Raw genomic sequence first — 13,329 nt, 5'->3', positions numbered from 1 at the left:
CCGTATTTGCCTTTTCCTATAAGTATACCTCAATTTTATTCTCGCCATGGGAAAGCTGTTGGTCCAGTAGTTCTTTACCAATTACGAAACCACCTTCACGATAGCGGTTCGCAGTCGCTTTTCCTGCAACCTCTGTTCCATTAACAAGTACTTTTTTATGATTCTGTCCAAGGTGATAGATGAATGTCACATCTTGTCCGTTTACTTTATACGTAAATGTCAAACCGTCAAGATCCTCCGGAAGCACAGGGTCCACTACAAGGTCTCCAGATTGGAAACGGATGCCAAGGCAGTTGGAGATCAATTGGTTCATGTAGATTCCAGGTCCGCTGGAATAGATTCTCCAGCCGCCTTTTACTTTTACAGAACCGTCGCGCAGTTTGCCGAATTGCTCTTGTGCTTCATAACGGTCGTTGAACTGGCCATCAGAAGAGCTGAAGTAAGCGTTGCTTTGACGTCGCTCTGCGTTTGGCACTGCCTTCTGGATGTTGATTGGGTTGATTGTATTCAAGCCATTCCACACTTCATCGGTCTTCCCGAGCTTGGCCATCGCTTCCACGTAACGGATATGTGCGTGAACATATTGCAAGCCGATTTCTCGACCGAAGTTTGCTGCTTGTTCTGCACGTTTGAAGTGAGTGCTGACACCACCTGCATAGTTTGCAGGGCGGTTCATAAGACGGACGCCATCTGGGCAGTACAACTCTTTCTTAATAAGCTCAAAGTGTGCTTTCGCCTGTTCTGGTGTCAATAGTTCGCTGATCATACTGCGAGTCATCGGCAGCAAACGATAATGAATGCCAGTTTTCGTATCTTCAGGGTGTACCATCAATTCCGGTTTGTCCTGTTCTTCCATGTAGACAAAACCAGGGATTACATCAGATGCAAGCATGTATTTGTTAAAGTCGATTTCAATTCCTTTCGCCAAAGCCTTTAGATCTTCTGCTTCATCTGTCAATACTTCCTCAAGTGCTTTGGAAAGAGTGTTCAATACTTGGTATGTCAAGGAAACGGTCCAACTCGATACCATGTATTGCTTCAGTTGGGCATTTGCTGGCTGTAGCGTGTCATCCCAGTCTCCATCCCCATAGGAAGATAAGAATGTATCATGTAGGAAGTGATCCTTGATATATTGAATTTCTTTTTTCGCATGTTCCAACACAGTAGCTTTTTCTTCTGTGAAAGTGAAAGCACCACGAACCGTGTAAGGAACCTTTTCTTCTAAGATGGAGTAATCTTTTGTGATCGTCAGGTAATCACTTAACACTTTAAGTGGCCAAACGATGATGTCTCCATGGCTCTCTTCACTTTGGATGCGGTTGTAGCTATCGAACATGAACCATTGCGGCCAGTTCCCTGTATCCTCATATTGATGGGTGTATACCTTTTTGATGATTTCCTTGACGCTTTCGTAGTTTTGCGTTGCCATGAAGTATTCCGTCGGCCCTTGGCATACATCACGTGTTCCCCATGCCGCTCCACCGTACTGCTCCAAACCATGTGGCACAGAATAGTGAACAAGCATGTTGTGAGTGTACCACCATGCAGTGGCATTCATCTTTTCTAGCTCTTCCTTGCTTTCGCCGCCCAATGTCAGCTTGAATCCATTCATCACTTTTTCAAAAAATGCACGGTAAAGCTCTACTTCTGTGGCAAAGTCCGGAGTCACAAATTCCCTCTCTTCCCCGTGTAACAACCCTTGAACCGTCATCGTCCAGCTTGCAGTTGCTTCAGTTTCCAATACCACAAGGGAAGCAGATCCAGGAGCCACTCCCTCTGCAAGCTTTGTTTCGTCACTAACGGTAAATTCTGTACCTTCCACAGTCAGCTTATAAGCAAGATCTGGGTAAACATGTTTGCTGTCAGAGCCTTCTACCGCTGTGAACGTCAGCACCTTGCCATCCTGGTTCATCTCATAGGAAACAACCAACTCGTTGTTATTCATAGAGATCTGGTTGGTAACAAGGTAGCGATGGTTTGTACCCTTTTCAGACGTTACCTCTAATTGAATGTCAGGCGAATCCACTACCGTATAGTTCGTCACCACAATCACATCATCCGCCGTTTTGTAGTACCAGCGAGCATAGTTAAAGCCGATTTCAAATAATGTAGGCATCGTTAAAAGTTTGTATTGTCCTTCTACTTCCACATAGATACGTTGTCCGGAAGTTTTCATGACATTCAATGCATTACGGGCATTTGTCATCATTTTATGGAAGGAAGTGTTGCCTACCACAAGCTGGGAGTTGAAGATCCCGTACATATAGGAAGTAGAGGTGATGATGTTTTCCGTCATTTTGTCATTATTGCCTGACATGATGATATGACCGTGCGGACGCTCTACAATGAGCTCTTTTTCTTTTAGCACGATATGCTCATACGTATCAGTGAAGAAAGAAAGCAGGGTATCTCCGTCCCATTCTTCCTGCTGGCGAACTGGGAAGTATTTATCCAGCTCTTCTTTTGTAAAAGAAGATCCGGAAAGCACACCGTTTAAGTTGGCGTTAGTCTTAACTTTCTCCAGCACTTCAGAAGAGTCAGAAGCAAGCCCCTTCACTTCTTCCCAAGCTTGTGCAACCTCCTCTGTAAACTCCAGCTCCGTTACAGCTTCCTGGTGATTTTCTTTAAAATTGCCATAAAATACGAAGCTTTCTTGTCCATCCAGCACAACCTTTTCGGATTGTAATCCTGTATAAGCAAATTCGTACTGATAGACTTCATTGGCAAGTGTCTCTTTTGTTAGCACTTCTGGTTCGTTTGTCTCTTTGTAAGAAAGCCCAAAGAATTGGAAGCCATCCGTTAAGTAGCCCGTTGCTTTTGTCAGGGAACCTTGTTGCAGGTATGGAAAACCTCCCGGCTGCGGCTGGTTCTGACGGGAGCAGACTACATAGCCATTCTGCTCGTCTTCAAATACGGTGTGGTCAATGTATTGAGAAAGATAAGATTCGTTTGTACGAACAAGTCCTTTGCTTCCGATTCCAACGTCTTGACCGTAAACGATATCGACTGCTTGGCCTTCTCCATTCACTTTTACATCCCAGAACCAGATGCCTTTTTCAGATAGACGGAAAGTAACGGAATAGCCAATGTCATCCGCTGTTCCTTCCCATTTGATTCCGTTTTGGGAATGGCTTGTGTTGCTGGTTGATTTTACGCCTAGTAGTGGGTAGGCTTGGATGCCGTTTTCGCCGTGAACGCGAAGGTATAGGTTGTTCAATGCACCGTCGATCGGGTTGGACATCCATTGGTTGATCATGATTTCTTTGTGTGTTGCTTCGAAGAGATCTCCGCTGTTTAGGAAGGTGAAGCAGACGTCTCCTGCTTGTATGTTAATCTTTTGATTAGCTGTGGTTGTTTGCATGATTAAAGTCCTCCTTTAATTTTGTTGTTGAGCATACGAGGCTGTTGAAAAAGTGCATTATTCTAAATATCCGTTTAATACCGCTGTTGATTTCCGCAAATGGCTTCGCTTTCCTAGGGGCGCTGCTGGAGCCTCCTCGGCAAGCCTGCGGGGTCTCCACCTAGCGCTATCTCCCTTAGGAGTCTACGCCTTTTGCTCCAATCAACAGCTAGGAATCATTTATATTTTGTTTTTGCGTCAGCTTGGGTCTTCGCCTATTGCTCCAATCATCTGCTGATACTGCACTTCACTTAAAGATTACTTATTTAAGACGAACTCTTTTATCGTCAATTCATTGCTGTTCGGGCCGATCATGGCGTGGAATTTGCCTTTGTCACTTTTGAAGGTCAGGTCCGAATGGTAATAACGGAGCTGATCTTCTGTGATGGTGAAGGTTACTTGTTTTGTTTCACCAGGCTCTAGCCTTACTTTTTCAAAGCCTTTTAGTTCTTTAAGCGGGCGGACAATTTCGCCTGAGATGTCACGGATGTAGAACTGAACCGTTTCTTCACCGGCACGCTCGCCTGTGTTCGTCACGTTGACTGTCACATCGATGCTGGATTCTTCTGTTAAACTGTCTGCTGATAAGCTCATATCGTTGTAATCAAAGGTTGTGTAGCTTAACCCGTATCCAAATGGCAGTAACGGCTCATTTGGGATATCAAGATAATGCGTGACATAGCGCTCCTGCTTGTTTTCACCTTGTGGGCGTCCCGTGTTGAAGCAGTTGTAGTAGACAGGAACCTGTCCGACAGAATATGGGAAGCTCATCGAAAGTTTTCCAGAAGGATTCGCATCACCGAACAACAAGTCTGCAATGGCTGAACCAGCTTCGGTTCCCGGATACCATGCTTCAAGCAAGGCATCAGATTCATCAATCACTCCATGTAAATCTAACGGACGTCCATTGAAAAGAACCGTCACGACGGGTTTTCCAAGCTCTTTAATTTTCGCCACAAGTTCTAATTGTGCTTCTGGCAGGCGGATGTCTGCCAGGCAACCGCCTTCTCCGCTCATTTCCGATGCTTCCCCAAGTGCAAGGACAATGACATCTGCTTCTTTCCCTATCTCCACAGCTTGTGTGAGCTGCTCTTCTGTAATCGTTTCAATGTCAGGTCCTTGCGCTACCAAAAGATTCGCTTCAGAAGTTTTTGCAAGCAGTCCGTCATATACCTGTACTGCTGCTTCCTTTGAACCTTGCCAGGACCATGGTCCTAGCACATCCCCATTTTTCGCAAATGGCCCGATCAATGCGATTTTCTGCTCTTTTTTTAACGGTAGAACCTGATCATTTTTTAAAAGGACACTAGATTTGATGGCAAGTTCTTTTGCCACTTGGCGGTGTTCCTCTGACATGATGACTTCTTTTTCTAGTTCCTCGCTTGTGCCACGGTATGGATTTTCAAAGAGTCCAAGTTTGTTTTTCAGGTTAAGAATACGTAAGACTGATTCATCGATCAGTGTTTCCGAAAGGTCGCCGCTCTCCACAAGATTTTGAAGATTCTTCGCGTAACAGGCGGTCATCATTTCAATGTCCACGCCGGCTTCCAAACCTTTTAGCGCCGCTTCTCGTTCATCTTCTGCTACTCCGTGTGGAATGAGTTCTTTCACTGCACCCCAGTCGGAAATCATGACACCATCAAAGCCCCATTCCTCGCGGAGCAGATCTCTCATCAGCTTTTTGTTTCCAGATGCAGGGATGCCGTCGACCGTGTTAAAAGCGGTCATGACCATCTCACAGCCTTCATCAAGTGCGGCTTTGTATGCTGGAAGATAGGACTCGCGTAGCTGTCTTTCCGACATGTTGACCGTATTATAGTCACGGCCTCCTTCTGGTGCGCCGTATGCTGCAAAGTGCTTCACACATGCTGCAACGCGGTGAGTGTCATTGGTCAAGTCCTCTCCTTGGAAGCCTCGTACAAAGGCCTTGGCAAAGACACTATTCAGATAAGGATCTTCCCCGGTTGATTCCATCACTCGTCCCCATCTTGGATCGCGCACTAAGTCGACCATCGGCGCGAATGTCACATGAACACCAGAAACAGATGCTTCCTTTGCGGCAATTTCTGCACTCTTTTCAGCAAGTTCTGTATCCCATGAGCATCCAATCGCAAGAGGTACAGGGAAGATGGTTTTAAATCCGTGGACAATATCTGCCATCATCAGTAGAGGAATTCCTAAACGATTTTCCGCAAGATGCTCTCGTTGAATATTGGCAACTTCCCATGCCCCTGATGCACCAAGTACGGAGCCACTGTTTTGCACCACGTCATTGGAGATTCCCATATCTTCAAGAGGACCTGTGATTTCTCCATCCCCTGCTGCACCTTTATAGAAGAAGGTTGCCAATTGCATGAGCTGGGCTATTTTTTCCTCTAATGTCATTTGTTCTAAAAGGCTTTCCATGTTTTTAGCCATCCTTTACTACCTCCCCGATCGTGTTGCACGAACACGAAACGTTTTCACTAAAAATAATGAGTAAGAATAAGTATTTATATCATACAATCGACAGTTTTTGTCGAAACGTTTCTATTTGTTTCGATAAAGAGGCCTAATTGGCACTCTTTACCTCCTTATTCACCAGCAATACCGGAACGGTCGACACCTTCGACAAACCAGCGTTGCGTGATGGCATAGACAACAAGCATCGGCAAGATCGTCATGACCGTACCTGCCATATTGATGCCTTCATTGATTTCAGATGCTTCCCCACCACTTTGCGGGTACATCTGTTGATAGGTTGCTACGAACTTTTGCAGTTCGAGTGGTAACGTCGTTAATGAGTTACCAAAATAAATCGCTGCCAAATATGTTTCATTCCAGTACCAAACGAAGGAGAATAAGAACGAAATGATGATCGCAGGTGCAGCCATCGGAAGCGCAAGCGTCAAGAATATACGTAAATATCCCGCCCCATCAAGCTGGGCTGCTTCTTCTAATGCTTTTGGCATCATTTTAAAGAACTGATAGAAAATCAAGATGAAAATCGCACTGTTGATTCCCTGTCCAAGTAGTGCCGGAAACAAGAAAGCCTGAATGCTTCCTAGAATACCAATCTCGTTAAAAAATACATAACGAGGGATGACCGTCACTTGAGGAGGAATGATGAACGTCGCCAATACTAAGACGAACATGGTTCGTTTGAATGGAAAGGCAAAGCGTGCAAAACCATAACCCACCACTGCACATACCGCCGTTTGAACAATGGCCGGGATGGCTGTTACATAAAAGGATTCCACTAAGGTAGGCAGGAATTTCAATACCGCATAGGCAGATTGATAGTTATCAAGATAAAGTTGAGTCGGTATCCAGTTTACTAGTGGATTGAGAATATCATCCAAGCTTTTCAGACTGTAAGAAATCATATAAAGCAAGGGGAATAAGTAGACAAAGCCAATTCCAATTAACAAGCCGTAAATGAAAAGCTTATAGAGAAGGCCGTCGTTCCCTTTCATTCCGAAAGCGAGCTTTTTCAACCTGGTCACGATGCCTGTCCCTTTTGGTTTGCGGTTAGTCAGCGATTCGCTTGCCATGATAACGGCCTCCTTTAAGCATAATTTTTTCTTCCTCTAACAGTTAACAGCGCTACGGAAATGCCTAAAGCCACTGCAATCAATAAGAAGTAGATCCATGATAGGGCTGAAGCATAGCCAAACCCTGTATTGATTTGAAACATATTTGTTTGGATATGCTCGATGACTGGATTTAACGAGAAGATCGAGAATGTCACAATGGTATATACCGTGTTAACGACGATCATTGGGAAAATACTTGGTAATGTCACCTTCCAAAAGCATTCCCAATTGGAGGCACCGTCAATTTTGGCAGCTTCATACACTTGCGTATCTATTTTTTGCAGGGCTGCCAGGAAAATTAAGAACTGTACCCCTGAAAACCATAAGATGATGATCAGGTTATCCATCAAATACAGAAGGATACTGCTGAATAATGAATCAGCAGAGAGCATCGTTTCAAATATCGCATAATCCTTGATGGACGGGATGGATGTCACTCCCTGTGAAATCAGCTCATTTATGACCGGGCCGCTCGCAATGATGACCGGTAGAAAGAATATCATCCGGAAAAAATTGCGGAAGCGGATCGGCTGATTCAACAGGATCGCGATGATGAGTGAGAATACAATGATGATGGGCACAGATAGCACAAGCTCCTGCACAAACGTCAATAGCTTTTGTGTAAACAGTGCATCCACCGTGAAGGCATGCTTGAAATTATCAAATTTAACAAAGGTCGTCTGGATCCCCTCTGTTGTGATCCGCACCTTTTGAAAGCTTAAGTACAGCGAATAGAAAAGGGGGTAAGCTGTGAATAAGAGAAAACCGAGAATCCATGGTGAGATGAATAACAAACCTGTCAGCGAATTCTTTGAACGCATGGATAACTGTTTCATGCTTAATTCCCCCTTTCTTTAATGCTGAATGACGTAGCATCGACCGTTGTTCCCTCAATGGTAATGTCTGCGTCCGTATAATTAACGATGATGGAGACACCGTTTTCGTACATGACCTCGGAAACTCCTGGCTGATGGACGACACGATCGATGATGGAGCTGTTCTCCACTTTTCCGAGACTGTCTTTAATTAGACTGTATTGACTGACCAATTCCTCTTTCCAACTATCAAACTCGGAAGTATATAAACCTCTTGATGGTGTCTTCATCAAAAGCTGTGCAGATTCCCTAGTCAAGTAGAAGGATGGATAAGCACCAAACTCGATCATTCTCAACACTTCTTCCATCGGATTGTGGGAGAAGTTGGAGAAGGTTGCATAGTACGGCGTGTATCCCTTCAATACGATTTGTAAAAACGGTACGGTATCCGTCACAAACATATAGTTCGAGGAATACATCGGCATATCCAAGTACTTGTCCATATACCCCCAAGCGTAATCGTTTGGTCTGTATAAGGATAAATCAATATTTTGCTCCTGATAATGAGCGAATAACTCTTGATTCAGGCTGATCATCTCTGCTCTGGAAGTTGCCATTCCTTTGTTAAAATCAGAGAAAAGTTTGCTTCCAGTCGTTTCTATGGCGAGGTTTTCTACCCTATGGTCCTTGAAGTCCGCTGCATCTTTTTTGGCGATTTCAAGGGACTTTTTCGGGCTGAGATAGTAACTGCTATAGCCATATTGATTTTTTGTCATCGGCTGGCCGTTTATTTTCTTGGAAACATCCTTGCTTCCGGAAAAGCCGGATGCCCCGTCAAAAGCAGTGGTGAAATCTGTGTGAAGATAAAAAGGAATGTCTCTTTCCTCTAACTTTTGGATGGTTTCTTCCAAGTCCCCTTTACTGCCAACCTTCTTTTCTAATGGAAACTTCTGTGGCAGTGTTCCCGTCAATCCACCTTTTGTCCAGCCTCTTAACACAACGTGTAGATTATCTACATCGTTTTGCTCCAGCTCTTCTACAAAACGAGGAATATCTTGGATCTCTGTCATCTGCTCAACAGAATTCCAGATCAGGCCTTTCTTTGTTTCCCCGCCCAGAAGCTCTAAGCGAAGATCTACTTTGTCTTCATTGTTGCTAGAAAGAGTACCTTTATCCTCTAGATGTTGCTGATATTTGTTGGCCATGCCTACATAATCAGCTTCTTCATTGGAGAGGAACATCACTTTTTGCTTAATATTGAAACTGTTTTTTTCCTCTTGGTAGACGTTGAAGCCTCCCATGCTCTTACTTGTCGGTTGAAAATAATTAAAGCGATATTGATAATCGGATGTTACCCAAAAGAAGTCAGTTGAAGCGCCAGATGGGTAAGCAAGAATCCTGCCATAGATTTGGCCTTCTTCAATGGAAGTAAGGAAGGCATTCTGCTTTACGCCATGCACCGCACCATACACTGGAACGGATATCGCCTGTGCCGGGTAGGTGTAGACATTTTCTGTGCTTTTCGGTCTTGTAAATCCTTCATCCTCACCATAGATGGAACCGATGAACGGAGTATCGGAACGGAAAGCATTCTTTTCGAAACGCATCAGCGCGCCACTTCCGTCCGGTATGAATAAGTATCCGGTGATATCATCCATATGTGCGGCACCAAGGAAAGGGTAAACTTTCATGGCCACTATCTTATTGTAGGTGCCATCCTGGACACCTTCATTCGGCACATCAATGACAATGCTTTCGTCTTCAAGCGTCACATTCAGTACAACTTCAATACTGGAACCACGTAAATCAACCTCTGCGGTAAAGCCGTCTTCGTTCATTTGAATGCTAGGCTTCGTTTCTTCCGTCAGGATACTTTCCGTCTTAATATTTCCGCGTCGATCGAGGTAATCAATGGTGATGGCGGATTGCACCATATCAGTCCATGTGTTGTTCAAGCGGTAATTCTCGGCATTATCCACACCTGAATGCCAGATATAGCCTGTTTCTTTGTTCTGAATTTTGATTGCCAGCGACTCTTCTTGTACATAAAGGGCAAGCTTGTGGTTCTCCGTTACTTTTGTAAAGCCATCAAGGCTTCCTTCCGGCAGAGGTTTGTTTTCTCCCTCTGGCTGGGTGAATTGATTGGAATCAAAGCGGAGGGTCTCTTCTCCGAGCTCTGTTCCCACTTCGATCTCTTCCAACTCTTCTTTTGAAGTCAATGATTCAGCGAATACAGATACTGGAAGGATGGCGATAAGCATGGCTAGCAGAATTTTTTTATACACGGAGAATCACCTCCTGGATGATTGCTGTTACAAAATCAATAACCTGATCCATCAATACATAGATGATGAAACATACCAATACGATGATGAACATACAGAAAATCGTTGTAAAGATGTTTCGTACCGTTCCCCAGAATTCAAATGCATGAATTTCCTTTATCATGATGAACAAGATTATCAAGGACCATCCCATCATCACCTGCATAAAGAAGACGTACAGGAAATATTCGTTAAGCGTAAGCACGTTTGACATGAGTGTAATCGGCACTAAGAGCACCAGGATCGGTGCCAACGAATAAATGGTTCCGATATAGATATCAGAGAATCTTCCTTCTCCATCGTTGATCGTACTGACTAGATAGTTAGAAACAATGAAAAGAATGATTGGCAGGAATAAGAGAATGAACTCCATTCCGAAATTGATTTGCTCAAGGGTGATTCCGCCCCTGAAAATGAATCCTGTAAAGTACTTCATGAACAGGAATTCTAAATAAAGAATGATATACAGGATGGTCGCCGATAGGACGGATACCCTTCTTTGTCTTTTAATATAATAGAAGCTGTCTATCGGGTTACGTAAAAACTTTCCTAGGAATAATAACTCACTTAATAGTTTCCTACTTTTCAGTGCCTGCCATCTTTTCCTTGCAGGTGATAAGATCCCCTTCTTCTTATCCACAAAAAGCAAGGTCGCCCTCACTGCGAATAATCCGATTAAGATGGCAAAAACTAAGCCAAGATTTTCGTTCATCCATTCGTTTCTGATTTCCCAGAAGGAATCGGAATAACCTTCCACATTTCCGACTAGTTCAAAGGATTGCAGAGCCTCTTCATACTCCTGTTGCTTGTAATAGGCTTCTCCCATCGCATTATGTGCAAGGCCGATGGAGGAGTTCATGCGCAATACTTCGCTCCAGTATTGCTCACTCTCTATGTAGAGCCCTTGGGCATAGAGCGAGATTCCACCGTGAAGCATTTCTGCAAAAGCTGTTGGCTCTAAAAGTTGGATCGTTCCGCGCTCACGGTCTGTGACAAAAATCCGTCCAAGATTGTCCGTTGCAATACCCGATGGATCCATGAATAGGCCAAGGCGGTTTGTACCATCATCTTTTCCTCCGAATAAGAAGAGAATGTTTCCAAAGCTATCAAACTCAATAATTCTTCCATTACTGTCGATAACAAAGAAATTGCCTAACGGTCCTATAGTGATATCAGTCAGGTTAGAGGAGTCTAAAATTCCTGATGGCAGGATGTTTCCACCCGCAATATTCAATTTTCGAATGGTTTCAAATCTAGTACCCGCAGTAATGGTATAGACAAGGCCTTTTTCATCAATGGCAATATTGGTCGGCGCTGGCGGCACTTTCAAAAACATGCTCGAGCGTTGCTGGTCCGTTGTCAGTGCATCCTGGATCACCGACATTAACGACGGCCTTGTACGGTTTACCCCGAAGAATCCAAGAAATGTCCCATCTTGCCCAACCTGGATGATCCCATTTGTTGAACCTTCTCCGATAATGTAGAGGTTGCCTCGTTTATCGACGGTGATTTTCTGTGGTTTATAAGGCGTCCTTGTCCCAAACAGCGGCGAATCTGGCCTGCCGTATTCTTGGAGCATTTCGCCTTCTTTAGAAAAACGATAGACTTTTTCGTTTGTATAATCCGCCACGTAAATTTGCTGTTCTTCATCCACAAAAACCCCTGTCGGCATTTGCAGGATTCCTTCTCCGACTTCTAAAAGTTTTCTGCCATTCTCATCAAATTTGGTGATTTTTTTTGTCCCGGAATCTGCCACATATACATCATTATTCTGATCGATATAGACATCTTCCGGACTGACTATTTCACTTGTACTTCCGAAAAGCCCCACCGGAATATAAGCGGTCTGGGTTTCAATGATATCCCCTTCTGTTGATACCGTCTCTGTATTATATGGAACAGACAGGGCTGCAAAAGATTGCAAAGGAGAAAGGAGGATTAACCATACAGTCATTAAACCAATGAATATGCGTTTCATACTCTTTTACTCCCCCTTCTACTTGATACCTGAATGTGCCATCGTATTCATTACTTGACTTTGTAAGATGATAAAAATGATTAAATTTGGAACGAACATGATCAAAGATGCCGCTGCCGCCATACCTTGACCCGCAACCGTGTTACCACTTGTGGCTGAAGATAAGGTCGACATGTAAAAGGCAAAGGTCTTCAAATTTTCATTATCGACAAACAATGTCGAGGTCTCTGTGTTATTCCAGACGAGTTGGAAAGAAAGAATCGCAATAGTTGCAATCGCCGGCTTTACAAGCGGAATGATGATTTTCCGGAAAATCTGATAGTCTGTCGCCCCATCCATCTGGGCAGCTTCTATTAATTCGTTCGGTATTTGATCGATGAATTGTTTTACTAAGAAAAGCCCGATCGGCATCGCGATCAGTGGGAAGATATGAACAAGGAACGTGTCCAATAACCCCACTTTTTCAATAAGTAAGTAACGCGGGATGACGACTGCCGCCGAAACGAACATCAAAGCAAGTGTGTTGATTTCAAAGATGGTTTTCTTTAATCTGAATCGTTTTTTGGATAAGGCATACCCTGCCATTGTACTGATCAAGACTGTCACAAAGACGACAATGAGGGTGATGGAAATACTATTAAACAAGTAACGGGACATCGGAACGCCCGATGTACTTGTGTTGTTCATTAAGTCTATGAAGTTCTGCATCGTCGGCTTTTGCACAAAAAAGCGCGGTGGATAAGCGAAAAGCTCATCGATCGGCTTGAAGGCGTGGGAAAAGACAAAGACGATGGGCATGGCCATAAAGATGGCGAGCGGTATTAGAAAGGCATAGAACTTTAATTGGCTTTTGTGAAAACGGTCTGGATTGATTTTCGTTCCATGGAATGCCGACACATCATTCACTCCCTACTTTAGAAGTTTTATAGGCTTGATTGTTTTCTTAAAGTTAGTTGATTGGCTTTAGGATTGACCGGTCCTTGGGTTCCGTTGGAGGCCAGTGAAAAAGCATAGGTTTTTAACATTAAACACCGCTGTTGAATTCCGCAATAGGCTCCGCTTTCCGCGGGGCGATGCTTGAGCCTCCTCACTTCGTTGCGGGGTCTCAAGCTACCGCTTCCCTCCCGCTGGAGTCTCCGCCTTTTGCTTCATTCAACAGCTAGAGACCAGCAGGATTGTACATTCACCTTTAAATGGCCTCCTAATTCGGGTGTTTCGCTTTCCCGGCTGGAATGAA

7 protein-coding genes are annotated in these 13,329 nt (G+C 44.1%); all 7 read right to left on the bottom strand.

The genetic code is table 11. The features are described 5' to 3' along the window. Positions 1-16: 16 nt before the first annotated feature. On the bottom strand, positions 17-3,361 hold the full coding sequence (locus EKQ44_RS08435; protein ID WP_237663104.1) for a GH36-type glycosyl hydrolase domain-containing protein: 3,345 nt from the start codon (positions 3,359-3,361) through the stop codon (positions 17-19). A gap of 297 nt (positions 3,362-3,658) precedes the next feature. After that, complete coding sequence (bglX, locus tag EKQ44_RS08430) at positions 3,659-5,818, bottom strand: beta-glucosidase BglX (protein WP_237663103.1); 2,160 nt, start codon at positions 5,816-5,818, stop codon at positions 3,659-3,661. Between the two features lie 155 nt (positions 5,819-5,973). After that, complete coding sequence (locus tag EKQ44_RS08425; RefSeq protein ID WP_237663102.1) at positions 5,974-6,933, bottom strand: carbohydrate ABC transporter permease; 960 nt, start codon at positions 6,931-6,933, stop codon at positions 5,974-5,976. A 14-nt stretch (positions 6,934-6,947) separates the two neighbouring features. After that, positions 6,948-7,811: a carbohydrate ABC transporter permease gene (locus EKQ44_RS08420; RefSeq protein ID WP_237663101.1), complete on the bottom strand. Its 864-nt coding sequence runs from the start codon at positions 7,809-7,811 to the stop codon at positions 6,948-6,950. 2 nt (positions 7,812-7,813) lie between these two features. Continuing rightward, entirely contained in the window at positions 7,814-10,075 is a 2,262-nt protein-coding gene (locus EKQ44_RS08415; protein ID WP_237663100.1) for a DUF5696 domain-containing protein, read from the bottom strand. Further along, positions 10,068-12,092 (bottom strand): YIP1 family protein, encoded by a 2,025-nt coding sequence (locus EKQ44_RS08410; RefSeq protein WP_237663099.1) that lies wholly within the window; start codon positions 12,090-12,092, stop codon positions 10,068-10,070. Before EKQ44_RS08410 ends, EKQ44_RS08415 begins: the two co-directional genes overlap by 8 nt. An 18-nt stretch (positions 12,093-12,110) precedes the next feature. After that, positions 12,111-12,989 carry a carbohydrate ABC transporter permease gene (locus EKQ44_RS21565; RefSeq protein ID WP_237663098.1) on the bottom strand — a complete coding sequence of 293 codons (879 nt, stop codon included), beginning with the start codon at positions 12,987-12,989 and terminating at the stop codon, positions 12,111-12,113. Positions 12,990-13,329: the final 340 nt, after the last annotated feature.

It is taken from the genome of Sutcliffiella horikoshii, assembly GCF_021991925.1.
Lineage (GTDB): Bacteria > Bacillota > Bacilli > Bacillales > Bacillaceae_I > Sutcliffiella_A > Sutcliffiella_A horikoshii_F.
This window is presented reverse-complemented; position numbering and strand designations above follow the sequence as displayed.